15 protein-coding genes are annotated in these 16844 nt (G+C 61.6%); 8 read left to right on the top strand and 7 right to left on the bottom strand.

What is annotated here, in order from left to right:
* The 6 genes from V7Z56_RS07920 (at position 1) to V7Z56_RS07895 (ending at position 5918) form a co-directional block, all read left to right on the top strand.
* Entirely contained in the window at positions 1-777 is a 777-nt protein-coding gene (locus tag V7Z56_RS07920; RefSeq protein WP_334128843.1) for an MlaE family ABC transporter permease, read from the top strand.
* A gap of 4 nt (positions 778-781) precedes the next feature.
* A complete protein-coding gene (locus V7Z56_RS07915; protein ID WP_334128842.1) occupies positions 782-1558 on the top strand; it encodes an ABC transporter ATP-binding protein in 777 nt (258 codons plus the stop codon).
* Between the two features lie 68 nt (positions 1559-1626).
* Positions 1627-3015 carry a DNA repair protein RadA gene (radA, locus tag V7Z56_RS07910; protein WP_334128841.1) on the top strand — a complete coding sequence of 463 codons (1389 nt, stop codon included), beginning with the start codon at positions 1627-1629 and terminating at the stop codon, positions 3013-3015.
* A 9-nt stretch (positions 3016-3024) separates the two neighbouring features.
* The gene (locus V7Z56_RS07905; RefSeq protein ID WP_334128840.1) at positions 3025-3723 is read left to right on the top strand and encodes a CvpA family protein; all 699 of its coding nucleotides are present in this window, start codon (positions 3025-3027) and stop codon (positions 3721-3723) included.
* Positions 3720-5192: an amidophosphoribosyltransferase gene (gene purF / locus V7Z56_RS07900; protein WP_334128839.1), complete on the top strand. Its 1473-nt coding sequence runs from the start codon at positions 3720-3722 to the stop codon at positions 5190-5192. Before V7Z56_RS07905 ends, purF begins: the two co-directional genes overlap by 4 nt.
* A gap of 24 nt (positions 5193-5216) precedes the next feature.
* The gene (locus tag V7Z56_RS07895; protein ID WP_334128838.1) at positions 5217-5918 is read left to right on the top strand and encodes an SDR family NAD(P)-dependent oxidoreductase; all 702 of its coding nucleotides are present in this window, start codon (positions 5217-5219) and stop codon (positions 5916-5918) included.
* A 204-nt stretch (positions 5919-6122) separates the two neighbouring features.
* Here V7Z56_RS07895 and V7Z56_RS07890 read toward each other — a convergent pair whose 3' ends face one another.
* Genes V7Z56_RS07890 through V7Z56_RS07865 form a run of 6 tightly spaced genes read right to left on the bottom strand, consistent with a single transcriptional unit; the run spans position 6123 to position 13205 of the window.
* A complete protein-coding gene (locus V7Z56_RS07890) occupies positions 6123-7640 on the bottom strand; it encodes a M81 family metallopeptidase (protein WP_334128837.1) in 1518 nt (505 codons plus the stop codon).
* Positions 7637-8647, bottom strand: coding sequence for an ABC transporter ATP-binding protein (locus V7Z56_RS07885; protein ID WP_334128836.1), 1011 nt, complete (start codon positions 8645-8647; stop codon positions 7637-7639). Before V7Z56_RS07885 ends, V7Z56_RS07890 begins: the two co-directional genes overlap by 4 nt.
* Positions 8640-9620 (bottom strand): ABC transporter ATP-binding protein, encoded by a 981-nt coding sequence (locus tag V7Z56_RS07880; protein WP_334128835.1) that lies wholly within the window; start codon positions 9618-9620, stop codon positions 8640-8642. Before V7Z56_RS07880 ends, V7Z56_RS07885 begins: the two co-directional genes overlap by 8 nt.
* Positions 9621-9633: 13 nt before the next feature.
* Entirely contained in the window at positions 9634-10566 is a 933-nt protein-coding gene (locus tag V7Z56_RS07875) for an ABC transporter permease (protein WP_334128834.1), read from the bottom strand.
* Between the two features lie 11 nt (positions 10567-10577).
* On the bottom strand, positions 10578-11555 hold the full coding sequence (locus tag V7Z56_RS07870) for an ABC transporter permease (protein WP_334128833.1): 978 nt from the start codon (positions 11553-11555) through the stop codon (positions 10578-10580).
* Positions 11556-11615: 60 nt separating this feature from the next.
* Positions 11616-13205 carry an ABC transporter substrate-binding protein gene (locus tag V7Z56_RS07865; protein ID WP_334128832.1) on the bottom strand — a complete coding sequence of 530 codons (1590 nt, stop codon included), beginning with the start codon at positions 13203-13205 and terminating at the stop codon, positions 11616-11618.
* 183 nt (positions 13206-13388) lie between these two features.
* Here V7Z56_RS07865 and V7Z56_RS07860 point away from each other — a divergent pair, with 183 nt between their 5' ends.
* Together V7Z56_RS07860 and V7Z56_RS07855 are read left to right on the top strand one after the other, a co-directional pair.
* On the top strand, positions 13389-14321 hold the full coding sequence (locus V7Z56_RS07860) for a LysR substrate-binding domain-containing protein (protein ID WP_334128831.1): 933 nt from the start codon (positions 13389-13391) through the stop codon (positions 14319-14321).
* Between the two features lie 122 nt (positions 14322-14443).
* Positions 14444-16411, top strand: a complete 1968-nt coding sequence (locus V7Z56_RS07855) for a hypothetical protein (RefSeq protein WP_334128830.1) — start codon at positions 14444-14446, stop codon at positions 16409-16411.
* A gap of 56 nt (positions 16412-16467) precedes the next feature.
* Here the strand turns inward: V7Z56_RS07855 and V7Z56_RS07850 are convergent, their stop codons facing one another.
* Positions 16468-16767 carry a hypothetical protein gene (locus V7Z56_RS07850; protein ID WP_334128829.1) on the bottom strand — a complete coding sequence of 100 codons (300 nt, stop codon included), beginning with the start codon at positions 16765-16767 and terminating at the stop codon, positions 16468-16470.
* Between the last annotated feature and the right edge of the window lie 77 nt (positions 16768-16844).

Here is a 16844-nt window from a genome sequence, read left to right as displayed (position 1 = left end):
ATGGATCGTAATTTTCTCGCCACCATCGGACGGATTTTCATCGGCTTCATGGCCGCGGTCGGCCGCATCGCCCTGTTTATGGCGAAAAGCCTGCGCCACTGCGTGGCGCCGCCCTTCTACTTCCGCCTGATCGGCAAGCAGATGATGGACATCGGCTATTATTCGCTGCCGGTCGTCGGTATGACGGCGCTTTTTACCGGCATGGTGCTGGCGCTGCAGATCTATATCGGCTCCTCGCGCTTCAACGCCGAGAGCGCGGTCGCCACCATCGTCGTCATCGGCCTCACGCGTGAGCTCGCGCCGGTGCTTTCGGGCCTCATGATCGCCGGGCGCGTCGGCGCGGCCATCGCCGCCGAGATCGGCACCATGCGGGTGACCGAGCAGATCGACGCGCTGGTAACGCTTTCGACCAACCCGTTCAAATATCTCGTCGCGCCGCGGCTGATTGCCGGCGTCATCACGCTGCCGATCCTCGTCCTGCTCGCCGATATCATCGGCGTCTCGGGCGGCTATCTGGTGGCGACGGAGAAGCTCGGCTTCAATGCCGGCAACTACCTCAAGAATACCTTCGATTTCCTCGAACTCCGCGACGTCGTGTCGGGACTGATCAAGGCCGGCGTCTTCGGCTTCATCGTCACCCTGATGGGCTGCTACCACGGCTTCCATTCCACCGGCGGCGCCCAAGGGGTGGGCAAGGCGACAACCAATGCCGTCGTCTCCTCCTTCGTGCTGATCCTCATCAGCGACTATTTCCTCACCGTCCTGCTGATCGAATAGTCGCATGAGTGAGACCCCGAAAATCGAGCTTCGCAACGTCTGCAAGTCATTCGGCAAAAAGGTTATTCTCGACAATCTCAACCTCTCGATCGCGCCCGGGGAATCGCTCGTCGTCATCGGCGGCTCGGGCACCGGCAAGTCGGTGATGCTGAAATGTATCCTCGGCCTGCTGACGCCGGAGAGCGGGCAGATCTTCATCGACGGCGAGGAAGTGACCAACCAGCCGCCCGCCGTGCGCGAGCGGATCCTCCTCAAAACCGGCATGCTCTTTCAATACGCCGCCCTCTTCGACAGCCTGACGGTGTGGGAGAATGTCGCCTTCGGCCTGATTCAGGCGCATGGCATGAACCGGCGCGCGGCGAAGGAGATTGCGCTGCAGAAGCTCGCGCTCGTCGGCCTCGCCCCCGATGTCGCCGAGAAGCGGCCGGCCGAGCTTTCCATGGGCATGCAAAAGCGCGTCGGCCTCGCCCGCGCCATCGCCGCGGAGCCGGAGATCATCTTTTTCGATGAGCCGACGACGGGCCTCGATCCGATCATGGGCGATGTCATCCATTCGCTGATCCGCGATTTTACCCTCGCCCTCGGCGCAACGACGCTCACCATCTCCCACGATATGGAAGGCGCACAAAAAATTGCAGACCGCATCGCCCTCCTCTATAAGGGGGGAGTGGTGTGGTCCGGCCCCGCCGCCGATATTCACACCTGCGGAAATCCGTATGTCGAGCAGTTTGTCCATGGCGATGTCGACGGCCCGATCAAAGTGGATATTCTGAAACCCTGATGAACGGGCAAGCCGCCCCGTTTGAATGATTTTTCGGCCCCGGCCGGCACTGGATAGACGGAAGCCTGATGGCGCGAGAACGCGAACAATTCACCTGTCAGAACTGCGGCGAGACCTATGGCAAGTGGCAGGGCCGCTGCGATGCCTGCGGCGAATGGAATACGCTGCAGGAGGAGACGCTCCGCGCTGCCGTGCCGAGCGGCCTCAGCCAGGGCAAGGGGCGCGCCCTCACCTTCACGACGCTGGATGCCGACATCTCCGACTACAAGCGGAATTTGAGCCAGATCGGCGAGCTCGACCGGGTGCTTGGCGGCGGGTTTGTTCCCGGCTCCTCCATCCTGATCGGCGGCGATCCTGGCATCGGCAAATCGACGCTTCTCCTGCAGGCGGTTGCGAAAATGGCCATGGCGGGCGCAGCTTGCATCTATATCTCGGGCGAGGAGGCGACGCAGCAGATCTCCATGCGGGCCGAGCGCCTCGGCCTCGCCAGGGCGCCGGTGCGCCTCGCCTCCGCCAACTCGGTGCGCGATATCATCACCAGCGTTGAAAAAGCATCACCGATGCCGAGCCTGCTGGTGATTGATTCGATCCAGACCGTCTTCGCCGACAACCTGCCAAGCGCCCCCGGCACGGTCGCACAGGTGCGCGCCAGTGCCCAGGAGCTGATCCGCCTCGCCCGCAAGACCGGCGCGAGCGTCATCCTCGTCGGCCATGTCACCAAGGACGGGCAGATCGCCGGCCCCCGCGTGCTTGAACATATGGTCGATACGGTGCTTTATTTCGAAGGCGACCGCGGCCACCAGTTCCGCATCCTGCGCGCCGTCAAAAACCGCTTCGGCGCGACCGACGAGATCGGCGTTTTCGAGATGTCAGACGCGGGCCTGCGCGAGGTTTCGAACCCCTCCTCGCTTTTTATCAGCAATCCTGAGCGCACGGTGAGCGGCGCCTCCGTTTTTGCCGGGATGGAAGGGACGCGCCCGCTGCTCGTTGAAATCCAGGGGCTTGTCGCGCCCACATCGCAGGCGACGCCGCGGCGCGCCGTGGTCGGCTGGGACAGCGCCCGCCTCGCCATGCTGCTCGCGGTGCTCGACACGCGCTGCGGCCTCTCTTTCGCGGGCAGCGAGGTCTATCTCAATGTCGCAGGCGGCCTTCGCGTGCAGGAGCCGGCGGCCGATCTTGCGGTCGCGGCGGCGCTCGTCTCGTCCGCTTCCGATATTCCGGTGCCGCCCGGCAGCCTCTTTTTCGGCGAGATCGGGCTTTCCGGCGAGGTGCGTCCCGTAGGTCAGGCCGATGCGCGGCTGAAAGAGGCCGCCAAACTCGGCTTCACGACCGCGGTCATGCCGGCCGGAAGCAAGGTCAAGCGCACCTCCATGAAAATCATTGAAGTCGAACATCTGCGGGAGATAGTCAGCCTGTTCACCAGCTCGGCCAGCCCCTCCCGCGCCGTGGGCCGATAGGAGCGGGGCATGGAAAATCTTCCCATTCAGGGCGCCGATATTGTTTTTCTGGTGATCCTGCTTATTTCTGCATTGTTCGGTTTCATGCGCGGCTTCGTGAAGGAAGTTCTTGCGGTTGCGGGCTGGATCGGGGCGATATTCCTCTCGCTCTACCTCTTTCCGATCGCCCAGCCGCTGGCGCGCGAGTTCATCGCCAACATGCTGATTGCAGATATTTTGACCGGAGCGGTTATTTTTATTCTCTCGCTCGTCATTTTGTCCTATATGAGCCATGCGGTCTCGGAAAAGGTCAAGGCGTCGAGCCTCGGCGCGCTCGATCGCTCGCTCGGCATCTTTTTCGGCATTGCGCGCGGACTGGTCCTGCTCGGCATCGGCTGGCTGATCTTCGTTCAGTTCATTCCCGAGAAAGACCGACCGGACTGGATTTTACAGGCCAAGCTGTTGCCCGCGATCGAGGCAAGCGGAGCGTTCGTCGCCCGGCTGCTGCCGCCGGACATGCAGGAGAACCTGAATATTTCAAAGGAAAGCGACAAGGGCACGATGGAGCGCCTCAAGGAGAAATATGACGGCCTGCCCGACGGCGTCAAGGACGGCCTCAAGGATACGATGGAGGATGCGGTCAATATCCTCGACAAGGGTTATGATGATCAGGCCCGCCAGCAAATGGAAAACCTGACCAACAGCGCCACGAAGGACACAGCGAAATGACACAAGAGTTCGTCTCCCGGGATCTGAAACATCCGTTTGACGATGACAAGTTACACGAGGAATGCGGGGTATTCGGCATTTACGGCCACCCCGAAGCCGCGGCGCTTGCCGCCCTTGGCCTGCATGCCCTGCAGCATCGCGGGCAGGAAGCGGCCGGGATCGTCAGCCATGACGGCCGCCATTTCCACAGCCACAAGGGCATGGGCAAGGTCGGCGACAATTTCTCGACCGAAGAGGTGATCAAGAGCCTGAAGGGCAGCGCCGCCGTTGCGCATAATCGCTACGCGACCACCGGCGGCACCGTACTGCGGAACGTGCAGCCCATCTTCGCCGATCTCGCCAACGGCGGCCTTGCCGTCGCCCATAACGGCAACCTCACCAACGCTGCAACGCTGCGTCACCGCCTCGTGCTCGAGGGCAGCATTTTCCAATCGACGATGGATACTGAGGTCATCATCCATCTGATCGCCAACAGCAAGAAAATCCGCATCGTCGACTGCCTTGTCGATGCGATGTCGAAAATCACCGGCGCCTATTCGCTGGTTGCGCTCACCAGCAAGAAGCTGATCGGCATGCGCGACCCTTACGGCGTCCGCCCGCTCGTGCTCGGCCGCTTTGAGAACGCGCCCATCCTCACCTCGGAGAGCTGCGCGCTCGATATCATCGGCGCCGAGTTTGTCCGCGATGTGTCGCCGGGCGAAGTGGTGGTGATCGACGAGAGCGGCATCACCAGCCATTTCCCCTTCTCGCTGCCGCCGAAGCGCTTCTGCATCTTCGAGCATATCTATTTCGCCCGGCCCGACAGCGTCGTCGAGGGCCGCTCGGTCTATGAAGTGCGAAAAGCGATTGGCGCGGAACTCGCGCGCGAGAATGGCGTTGAGGCCGATCTCGTCATTCCGGTGCCCGACAGTGGCACCCCCGCCGCCATCGGCTACGCCCAGGAGGCCGGCCTGCCCTTCGATCTCGGCATCATCCGCAACCATTATGTCGGGCGCACCTTTATCGAGCCGACCGACCAGATCCGCCATCTTGGCGTCAAGCTGAAGCATAATGCCAACCGCGCGCTGATCAACGGCAAGCGCGTCATTCTGGTCGATGATTCCATCGTTCGCGGCACCACCTCCACCAAGATCGTGCAGATGGTGCGCGACGCCGGCGCGAGCGAAGTGCATATGCGCATCGCCAGCCCGCCGACGACCAACAGCTGCTTCTACGGCGTCGATACGCCAAGCCGTGAAAAGCTGCTCGCCGCGCAATATGATGTCGAGGCCATGCGCGCCTTTATCGGCGCCGACAGCCTCTCCTTTATCTCGCTTGACGGGCTCTACCGGGCCATGGGCGAAGAGGGCCGCAATCCGAAGCAGCCGCAATATTGCGATGCCTGTTTCACCGGCGACTACCCGATTGAGCTTGTCGACCATGAAACCGGAGCGGAACAGGAGCTGACCCTGCTCGCCGAAGGATTTTAAGATCAAACGAGAAGTAAGCTTCATATGTCCCAAAAATTAAAAGATAAAATCGCGCTTATCACCGGCGCATCGAGCGGTATTGGCGCGGCGGTGGCGAAGCGTTTTGCCGCTGAAGGGGCGCATGTCATCCTGATTGCCCGCTCCGTCGGCGGCCTGGAGGAGGTTGATGACGAGATTCAGGCGGCGGGCGGCAGCGCAACGCTCGTCCCGCTCGATCTTCGCGATACCGCCGCCATCGACGGCCTTGCCGCGCCGCTTTATGAGCGCTGGAAAAAGCTCGATATCTTTGTCGGCAATGCCGGCGTCGTCGGCAAGCTGATGCCGATCCAGCAGTATGTCCCCGAGCTTTGGGACGAGGTGTTCAAGGTCAATGTCCATGCCAACTGGCGGATGATCCGCGCGCTCGATCCGCTGCTTCGGGCAAGCAAGGCGGGCCGCGCCCTCTTCGTTACCGCCGGACAGGGCAGCGAAAGCCGCCAGTTCTGGAGCGGTTATGCCGCGAGCAAGGCGGCGCTTGAGACGATGGCGCGCACCTACGCGGCGGAAGTTGAGAAAGTGAGCCGCCTTCGCGTCAATCTCATCGATCCCGGCCCGACGGCGACGCGGCTTCGCGCCATTGCCTATCCGGCTGAGGATGCCACCAAACTGCCGGCGCCCGAAAGCCGGACCGATCTTTTCCTGAAAGCTGTGCTCAGCGACGCAAACGGCGAGCTGTTTCGCGCCTGAGCCGCCCTTCCCCGCCTGAAGCCCCGAAAAAAAGCCAATGCCGATCGCACAGCTGCGAAAGGCATTGGCAAGGAAGGATGCGGCCGACGTTCCACGGCGGCACCCAGGGAGGCTAAACAAGAAAGGTAAAAGCTCAGCCTCAAACGCGTTTAATCCGAAGGGCGTGCGCGCCCGCGTCTCTCTCCCACTCTCCCTTCACCCGTCTCACGCCCGCGCGGCGGCATCGCGCGGCGCCATATTCGGCCCGATGCGCACAGATTTACGCAGTTTGCGGTACGCCAGCGCGGCCGGATCGGCGATCACCGGCCCCGGCGCGAGGGCAACGAGCACCCGCTCGGCGAGCGGCTCGAAATCGGCGCGAAAATGCACCGAACTTTTGACGGCGATGATCGAAAGTGCCTCAAGCTGGACGCCGAGATGGCGAAAGAGCGCGGTATCTCCCGTCTGCACCGTTTTGCTGGAAAGCGCGACCTGCACACCGCCTGCCTGCAGAAGCGCGCACGGCCCGAGCTGCATCCGCGCGCCCTTCCACATTGGCCCCGTGCCGACGACATTGCCATCGCCAAGCGCGAGGACGCGACAGCGGCCAGTGAACGGCGTATCCCCCTTGAACGCCCGCCCGCCGATGCCAAGCGTTATCTCCGCCCCCACACCGGCGGCAGTGGCGGCGCGCGCCGCGTCCGGATCGGAGATAAAGCCGATGATGGCATTTTGGGCGCCGGCGTTGATGAGCGCGCGCAGGAGCCCGGTCGTATCACCCGTCCCCCCGGCACCGGGATTATCCTGCGTATCGGCGATCACCACGGGCCGATCCGCGCCGGCTGCAATCTGGATGGCAAGCTCCACCGCGCGCGGGGCCGGCAGGCCGATATCGCTGAAGGCCGCCTCGGCGCGCGCGAGTCGCTCCATGAAGCGCCCGGCGGCGCGCTCGATCTCCTCCGCCCGCGCGCCATAGGCGACAACGGCGGGCCCCGCCTCCGCGATATCGGAGAGGGCGAAGCCGGCGGCAAAGGAGATATGGCTGCCGGGGGAAAGCGCGGCGCGAACGGCGGCGAGATCCGTCTCAAGAAGGCTCGCGCAGGGCTCCTCCGTCGTGCAGCCAAGCGCGAGCGGGATAAGATAGTCGGATTTCGCGAGCAGCTTCAGAAACCGCGTCTGCCCCCGCACCAGATCGCCGAGCACGCCCGCCGCGCGCGCCCCCGTCTCCTGCATATCGGTGTGCGGATAGCGGCGATAGACATCGAGATAGTCGGCATATTCCACCATCTGCTCGGTAATGTTGGCGTGATAGTCAAGGCTGGCGACGATGGGGATTTCCGAGCCGACCTGCATGCGCACGCGGCGCAACAGCTCGCCTTCCGCATCATCGAAATGCTCCGCCACCATCGCGCCGTGAAGGTCAAGATAGATGCCCGAGATCCCGTCCGCCGCGCCGAGGGCGCCGAGGATGATCGCGGCGATACGCTCATAGGCATCGCGCGTCACCATGCCGCAGGGCACGGCGAAGGCCCAGCAGAGCGGCACAATCTCGAAGCCTTGCGCGGTCAGGCTGCCGACTGCCCCGCTGATCGGCAGGTTGAAGCCGCGCGTCTTTTCCAAAGCCGCTTCGCCGATACAGAGGCCCGGCCAGTCCTTCTCCAGTTCAAAGGCGGCGAAATCGGCCTTGTGCGCGGCGAAGGTATTCGTCTCATGCTGAAAGCCCGCGACGGCGATCTTTCTCATATCCGCCCCTCTTCCACCGCGTGACAGGCAACGCGTGCCGGGCCGAAGGTCGCAAGCTCCGGCCGCTCGCGCCTGCAGCGTTCGCTCGCAAACGCGCAGCGCGGATGAAAGGCGCAGCCGGGTGGCGGCGAGATCGGGTTCGGGACCTCCCCTTCCGGAGGTTTGCGCTCCCTGCCGCCCTTGAGGTCGGGGATCGTCTCGAGCAGCATCCGCGTGTAAGGGTGACGCGGGTTGCGAAAGAGTTCGGATTTCGGCGTGATCTCGCAGATGCGGCCAAGATACATGACGCCGATCCAGTCCGAAACATGATCGATCACCGCAAGGTCGTGGCTAATGAAAAGATAGGTGAGGCCAAGCTCATCCTGCAGCTTCGTCATCAGGTTGAGGATCTGCGCCTGCACGGAAACATCGAGGGCCGAGGTCGGCTCATCGCAGATGAGAAACTCGGGCTTGCTGGAGAGGGCGCGGGCGATGGAGATGCGCTGGCGCTGGCCACCCGAAAACTCATGCGGGAATTTCTCCCCGTCGCGCGGCGACAGGCCCACCTGGATGAGCAGTTCGGCGACCTGCGCGCGCTCCTCCGCCTTGCTCGCGGCAAGGCCATAGGCGCGGATCGGCTCGGCGATCACATCGCGCACCCGCCAGCGCGGATCGAGACTGGCGTAAGGGGACTGAAAGACCATCTGCATGCGCCTTGCGATATCCGAAAGGCTTGATTTCCTCTTGAGGCCGGCGAGATTTTTCCCCTCGATCAGGATTTCCCCGCCGGTTGCGCTATTCAGCCCCGCAACGGTGCGCGCGACCGTCGATTTGCCGCAGCCGCTCTCGCCGACCAGCGAGAAAGTCTCGCCGCGGCGGATCGCAAAGCTGAGACCATCGACCGCTTTCAGCACATAGCGCGGCATCCGGTTCACCAGCCGGGTGACGAGCGGCTTGGAGACGTCGAAATACATTTTCAGATCCCGCACCTCGAGAAGCGGCGCCTCGGATACAGCCGGTTCAGACATAGGTGAGCCCTCCGTCATAGAGCCAGCAGGCCGCAAGCTGGCCGCGCGTCTCGGTCGCGGCGAGCGGCGCCGCCTGTTTCCGGCAAATCGGCCGCACCTTGCGGCAGCGCGGATTGAAGGCGCAGCCTTCGGGGCGGCCATCGAGCCGCGGCATGGAGCCTTCGATGTTGGGGAGATATTTGAGGTTCTGGCCGATCTGCGGGATCGAATCCATCAGCCCGCGGGTGTAGGGATGCTTCGGATTGTCGATCACGCTCCGCACCTCGCCGATCTCGACAAGCCGCCCCGAATAGATCACCGCGACGCGATCGGCGGCTTCCGCGATGACCCCCATGTCATGCGTCACCAGCATGGTCGCGACGCCCTTCTCGCGCGAGAGTTTCTTCAGCAGCGCGATGATCTGCGCCTGCACGGAGACATCGAGCGCGGTCGTCGGCTCATCGGCGATAATCAGCGACGGATCGCAGCAGAGCGCGAGTGCGATCACGACACGCTGGCGCATCCCGCCGGAAAACTCATGCGGAAAGGCATCGAAGCGCAACTTCGGCGCCGGGATGCCCACCTCCGTCAACAGCTCGATCGCCCGCTCCTTCGCTTTGGCCTGCGAGATATTGCGATGCGTGAGAATGGTCTGGGTGAGCTGCTTGCCGATAGTATAAAGCGGGTTGAGGCTGGTGAGAGGATCCTGGAAGATGACGCCGATCTCGGCCCCCCGCACGCGCCGCATCTCGGCTTCCGGCAGGTGTGTGATATCGCGGCCTTTCAGCAGGATGCGCCCGCCCGCGACGCGCCCCGGCGGCTCGAGAAGCCCGACGATGGCGTTGCCGGTGAGGGATTTCCCCGCCCCCGATTCCCCCACCACGCCGAGGATCTCCCCGGCCTCGATGGAGAAGGAGAGCCCCTCGATCGCCTTCAGGATGCCGCGGCGGGTCGGAAATTCGATATGCAGATTTTCGATATCTATGACGGTCATGCGAGCCCTCCCGTTAGCGCAATTTGGGATTAAACGTGTCGCGCAGCCAGTCGCCGATCAGATTGACCGCGAGCACCAGCACGACGAGGGTTGCCGCGGGGAAGAGGGTAATCCACCACTCCCCGGAGAAGAGGAAGTTGTTGCCGATGCGGATCAGCGTGCCGAGCGAGGGGTTCGTCGGCGGCACGCCCACCCCAAGGAAGGAAAGCGTCGCCTCGATGATGATGGCGACGGCAACGCCGATGGTCGCGACGATCAGCGTCGGGCCGATCACATTGGGCAGGATATGGCGGAGCATGATCAGCCACGCCGGCGTCTGGATCAGCTTGGCCGCGGCGATATAGTCCTTGCGCCGCTCGACCATGGCGCCGCTTCGCGTGATACGGGCATATTGCGGCCAGCTCGCGACGCCGATGGAGACAATCAGCACCGGTATTGCCAGCTCCTCATGCATCTGGCCGCTGAGCGAGGTGCGAACCACCCCGTCGATCATCAGCGCGATCAGGATCGGCGGGATGGTGAGCTGGATATCGGCGGTGCGCATGATCAGCGTGTCGATCCAGCTTCCCGTCGCGTAGCCCGCGATGATGCCGAGCGGAATGCCGATGGCGACAGAGAGAGCCACGCTGAAGATGCCGACAATGAGCGAAATGCGCGTGCCGTAGAGGATGGCGGCGAAGATATCGCGCCCCTGCCCGTCGGTGCCGAGAACATGCGCCATCGATCCCCCCTCCTCCCACGCCGGCGGCAGGAAGGCATCCATCAGGCTGAGGGTGCCGGGTTCAAATGGCCGGTAATCCGTAAGATACGGAGCCCCGAAGGCGGCGCCGATCATCACGATGGCAATGATGGTGGCGAGCACCGTGACGGGCGAGTGGAAAAAGCTCCAGGTCACGTCGTGATCGTAAAAATCCGCCCACCATTTTGAAAGTCGTGCGGTTTGCATCGGCGCCCTCCCTAGCCCTTGATCTCGACCCGCAGGCGCGGATCAACGACGAAATAGAGCAGATCGACAATCAGGTTGGTCATCACGAAGAAGAAGGCGACCAGCACCAGATAGGCGGACATCACCGGCACATCGGCGAACTGCACGGCCTGGATGAAGAGGCTGCCCATGCCCGGCCATTGAAAGACCGTCTCGGTAATGATCGAGAAGGCGATCAGCGAGCCGATCTGCAGGCCCGCCACCGTGATCACCGGGATCAGCGTGTTTTTCAGCGCATGGCCGAAGTTGATATCGCGCCTTTTCAAGCCCCGCGCGCGGGCGAATTTGATAAAATCGGTGCGCATCACTTCCAGAAGCTCTGAGCGGATAATGCGCAATATCAGCGTCATCTGGTAAAGCGCGAGGGTGATCGAGGGGAGGATGATCGCCTCCCAGCCGCTCGCCGTCAGAAGCCCCGTCGTCCAGCCGCTGCTGAGCCGCACCACCTCGCCGCGACCAAAGGACGGCAGCAGGTTGAGCTGCACGGCGAAGACATAGATCAGCAGAATGCCGATCACGAATGTCGGCAGCGAAACGCCGATCAGCGATCCCGTCAGGATCACCTTGCTGAACCAGTGCTTTTTCTTCAGGCCGGTAAAGAGCCCGCCCGCAACGCCAAGCCCGATGGCGATGAGGGCGGAGACAAAGACCAGCTCCAGCGTCGCCGGCATGCGTTCGGCGACAATCTCGTCAACCGGCCGCTGCATGCGGTAGGAGATGCCGAAATCCCCCTGCACCGCGTTGCCGACAAAACGGGCGAACTGCACGACATAGGGATCGTTGAGGCCGAGCCGCTCGCGCAGCTCCTCCATATCCTTCGTTGTCGTCTCCTGCCCCACCATGTTGCTGATCGGGTCACCGACAAAATTGAACAGGAAGAAGCTGATCAGCGCGACAACCAGCATGACAATCATGGACTGCACCAAGCGCTTCAGAATGAAATTCAGCATCGTTTCCGCCCCTGATTAGGTGGACAGGCCGGGCAACGCACAGCCTGTCCGCCGCGTCACTCAGTTGGTGAATTTCGCCCAGTAGAAGCGGGGCATATCATTGGGTTCGATCGGGATATCGAGCTGCTTGTTCATCGCCCAGACAATCATCTGGTGATGCAGCGGGATGTAGGGGATATCCGCCTGAACCTCCGTCCAGATCTCCTCGATGATCCTGTTGCGCTCGTTGACATCAATAATGCCGCGGATCGCTTCGATCTTGGCATCGAGCTCTTTGCTCCCGTAATGCGCCGCATTCCACGAAGCATCGCTGTGGATCAGGTAATCAAAGACAAAGCCTGAATCCAGCGTCGGCGCACCCCAGCCAACGAGGAAGAAATCCGTCGTCTTGCCGGTGATCAGCGGGAAGAACTGGGTTTTCGGCTGCGCATTGAGACGCACGTCAATGCCGATCTTGGCAAGCATGCCGACCGCCGCCTGACAGATCGCCTCGTCATTCTGATAGCGGTTGTTGGGGCAGTCGAGCTGCACCTGGAAGCCATCCGGATAGCCGGCTTCAGCCAGCAGCGCCTTGCCCTTTTCCGGATCGAACGGCAGGCGGTTTTCGTCCCACTCCGCCTTGTAGCCATTGATCGGCGGCTCGATGATCATGCCGGCCGGGATCGACATGCCGCGCATGATCGCCCGCTTGATGGCCTCTACATCAATAGCGTGATAGACTGCCTGACGCACGCGCACATCGGCGAAGGGGTTCTTGCCCTTCACATTGGAATGGCGCAGTTCCGGGGCGGAAACATCGAAGCCGAAGAAAATCGTCCGCACCTGCGATGTCTGATCCGTCTTGAGCTTGGGGTTGCTCAGAATCTGCTTCAGATCCTGCACCGGCGGATCGGTCACGAGATCAAGCTCACCCGAGAGCAGCGCCGCAACGCGGGTCGCGTCATTGGCAATCGGCGTCCAGACAACCTTGTCGATATTATGCTGGTAGAGATCATTCCCCCACCAGCCATCATTGCGGACCAGCACGGTTTTCACGTCCGGCTCGCGGCTTTCCAGCTTGAACGCGCCGGTGCCGTTGGCATGGCGCACCGCGTAGGTTTCCTGCTTGTCGGCGAAATTCTGCGGCGCTTCCACGCCATGCTCTTTCGCCCAGTCCTCATCCATCATGAAGATGTTGACAAGCTGGTCGAGCAGAATGGGGTTCGGCTGATCGGTAATGAAATGAACGGTGTAATCGTCGATCTTTTTGACTTCCCTGATGGTGTTCACATAGCCCTGCATCTGGCTGGTGTCGGCCTGCGCGCGCTTGATGGAGAACACCACGTCATCGGCGTTGAACGCGCTGCCGTTATGAAACGTCACCCCCTCGCGGAGCTTGAACTCCCAGGTGTTGGGGTCGAGATTTTTCCAGCTTGTCGCGAGGCCCGGAATCTTGGCCATGCTCGGATCGCGCATCACCAGCGCGTCATACATCTGGATATCGATCATCAGCGTAATCAGCGCATTCAGCGCATGGGGATCGAGCGTCGATGCATCGCCGACATTGGAAAAGCGCAGGACATTTTCGGCCTGCGCCGGGGCGGTGAACGGCATCGCCGCCGCGCCCAGCATAAAACCCGCAAGCGCGAGTTTTGTCGTCAGTTTTCTCATAATACCTCCTGCTGTTTGACGTCTGTCCGGAGGCAGTCCTTCAAAAAGAACCTCCCGCGCCCCCGACGGCTTATCCCGCTCCGGTTCATTTGATCCTTGCAAAACTCGCCTGAAAAATTATTTTGGGGAAATTTCATTCATTAGTAAAATACGGTTTAATAAAATTATTCATGAGTTTTTCAGATGAATGTGTCCTACAAAACGATGAAGTATTTCGCCGTCGCGGCGCATCACAAAAGCCTTTCCAAGGCCGCACAGGAGATGAATATCTCGCAATCGGCGATCAGCCTCGCGGTCGACAATCTTGAGCGCGAGCTCAAGCTCGATCTCCTTAACCGCCAGCGATCAAAGGGAATTTCGCTCACCGTCAAGGGGCAGGAAGTGCTCGCCCGCATCCAGTCCATCCTCGATCAGGTGGAGGCGTTCGAGCGTGACATGCTCGGGCTGCAGGAGGATATCTCGGGCGATCTGCATATCGGCTGCTTCACGCCGCTTGCGCCCATCGTGCTGGTGCCGGTGCTGAAACGGATGGTCACCGCGCATCAGGGGATCCGCGCGAATATCATCGAGGGGAATGTCCGCAACATCTTCGACAGCATCCATCGCGGCGAGGTCGATGTCGGCATTTCCTATGATGAGGCGGATATCAGCGCGGGGCTGAAAACCCAGACGCTCGCCGTGGTGCCGCCGCATGTCGTGGTGCCCTATGATCACCCCTTCGCCGAGATGCCGTCCATCCCGATCTCGGCGCTGATCGACCAGACGCTGATCCTGCTCGATCTGCCAAGCTCACGGCAGTATTACACCTCGCTTTTCGAGACCGCCGGTTTCCAGCCGAAATTCACCTACAAAACCGGCAATTATGAAATGATCCGCAGCATGGTTGGCGCCGGGATCGGTTTCGCCATCCTGCAGACCTGCCCGCCCATCGACTATACGCAGTCGGGAACGCGCGTTATCTGCAAGCCGATCAGGGAGAATTTGCGCAAATCCCGCCTCGTCGTCGCCTATACCCAGCAGGCGATCAAGCGGAACACGGTGAAGGCCTTCGTGCAGCATTGCGAAGAATATTTCACGACCGAAGAAGCGCGCCGCCTGATTGTCTCGCGCCGCTGACCTCGTCAATACAGGAAGAATTAATTGAAGTAAAAGCGGCGAATATTTAAGAACAGCATCACAAATACGCGCCCGTCTGCGTCAATTCCTGACATTTGATCTCAAATTATTGGAAAGAAATCATGTCAGGACTTTTCCCGAAATTTCCCAAGGGCATGGCCCTCGGCCGGCTTCTCACATTGAACCGCGGCCTCAACCGCATGTTCGTCATGCCCAAGCGCAGCTATCATTTCACCAGCCTGCCCGACTATGATATGACGAGCGAGACCTTCCGCAAGGGCAAGAACAAGCTCGGCTGCTATATGGAGCAGAAAGAGTTTGAAATTTTTTACGCGAGCGTGCTGGAAGAGCTCGGCGTGCCGCTGATCGCCGACAAGATCACCAGCGATACCATCACCGAAACGCTGAAAGGCAAATATGCGGCCATCACCGATATCCATGAGCAGATCACCTCGCCCAAGGATGACATTCACGCGCCGATCAACAATATCGGCGATCAGGAGAGCTCGGCGCCCCGGGAGATTGTCTGGCCGGCGCAGTATTCCGACCCGGTCGCCGAAGTCGGCGGCCTGATCCGCAACGTGCTTTATGCCTCGACCGTGGGGGAGGTCGAGCGCAACCTCAAATTCGTCAAATCGATCGCCGGCGACATCGAGGACGGCGAAGGCCAGCTTGCCTCTGTCGTGCAGTATTACGTCGGACGCGGGCCGCGGGTGCCGTTCACGGCGCTCAATTTCCTGCTCCGGGCGAACAGCGGCACGCCGCTGACCGATGAGGCGCTTGAGGACAAGAGCGCGGTCACGAAAATGATCGAGAAATATCTGAACGGCATCCTTCCCGGCGCGGCGAAAAGCTTCACCATCGACATGGCGAAAAAGGGCCTCTCGACCGTGCATGTGCAGTCGCCGCACTCCTCCGCCGTGGTCCAGTTCCCCTTGAAGGGCGGCAAGCCCGGCTATATCGGCGCCGAGGTCGGCCGGCCGAGCTTTTCCTATGTCAACGGCCGTCTCGTCTCCAACGCCCATGAGCAGGTCGTCGACCCGGCGGTGTTCCAGTCGATGAACCGCCGCCGGCTCAGCCCGAAAGAGCTTCCGAAAACCCTTGAGGAGTATGCGAAAATCGAAACCGGCGTCACGGCCGAGAATTTCTACCTGCCCGACAAGGCTGTCGACTATGACAAGCTGAGCGCCGACAACCGCCCGCTCGTCGAAGCCGTCAGCCTCGTCTCCCATGAGAAGGAGAGCGGCCAGGCCGTTTACCTCAGCGACGGCGTGCCCGCCGCTTCGGTCATCCGCAAAATCCCCCATGCCGGCCGTCTCGCCCGCGTGCTCTATTTCCTGACCGGGCAGTATCCGTGGGAAGCGCTCCGCTTCGGCGGCTATTTCGCCCATGACGCGCTGACCGGCCAGAGCCGCGCCTGCGAGGCGCTGGTCATCTTCGGCTGCGATATCGCGGGCGTGAAGCCGCAGGAACTGCTGCCGGTCCTCAGCCAACTCGATCCGTATGATCTCTCGCAGGAGATGCGCGAGTCGGCCTATGAGAATGTGCTCTACACCGAGCTCACCGAGAGCGACGAGGTTTCGTCGAGCATTTTCAGCAAGAAGGCGGCCGAGGAATATCTCCGCCTCGCCGCGGGCGCGTTCGTCAGCATGCAGGTTTACAAGGACCTGCTGCGCGCGGCCGAAAAATGCATCCGCGAGGCCAAGCTGCTGGGGGAGACCGACGTCGAGGCCGAAAAAGTCCGCGATCTCGTCGAAAGCCAGACGCGCAACTTCACCCGCCGCTATCGCCATATGTGGGCGATCGGCGCAGCGGTCACCATCAACCTGCACAAGACCTATGGCCCCGATATCTTCCTCGATCCCGTGAAGGAGGTCGGGCCGGGTGACGTGGGCGTGCCCGTGAAACCGTCAAGCGGCACCCTCGCCTTCATGACGAAATTCGTCACCGAGAAGCGCGACGCCCTTAAAACGGCGCCCGACGGCGAGAGCGAGAAAAGCCGGAAAGTCCGCGAAAACTCGCTCGATCTTGCCGAGAAGTCGCTGAAATACATCGCGAATATCGAAACGGAGCTCGGCATCCGCGACTGACCTCCGCCGCTGATGGTGCGCGCGGCTCGGTGCGCACCGTCAGACGGGCGAAGCCGTTATTGCTTTTTGAAAACCTTGTTGACGATCAGCCCGACGATGATCTGCAGGATCGCGCCGCCGACGCCGCCGCCGACGAACTGACCGGCGAGCGCCGCAATATCGATGCCGCCCATCGACGCACCGCCCATCGCCGCGCCGCCTTCCATCACCTGGTTCAGCAGCGCGCCGCCGCCGAGGCCGCCGACCGCGCCCGCAATGAGATTGCCGATATTCCCGAGATCCGCGGCCTTGACCGCCTTACCGCTGATGCCCCCGCCGACGAGACCGCCAACTACCTGCGCAATGAGTGCTTCCATTGTAACGCCCCCCTTTTCTGCAAACGCCCCCGGGATCCGTTTATGAGATTTTTCTCATATATCCCGAGACCATTATT

Origin of the sequence: Sneathiella sp. (assembly GCF_036844445.1) — a bacterium.
Taxonomy (GTDB): Bacteria; Pseudomonadota; Alphaproteobacteria; order Sneathiellales; family Sneathiellaceae; genus Sneathiella.
Note: the sequence above shows the minus strand (reverse complement) of the source record. Positions and strands in the feature narration are given on the sequence as shown.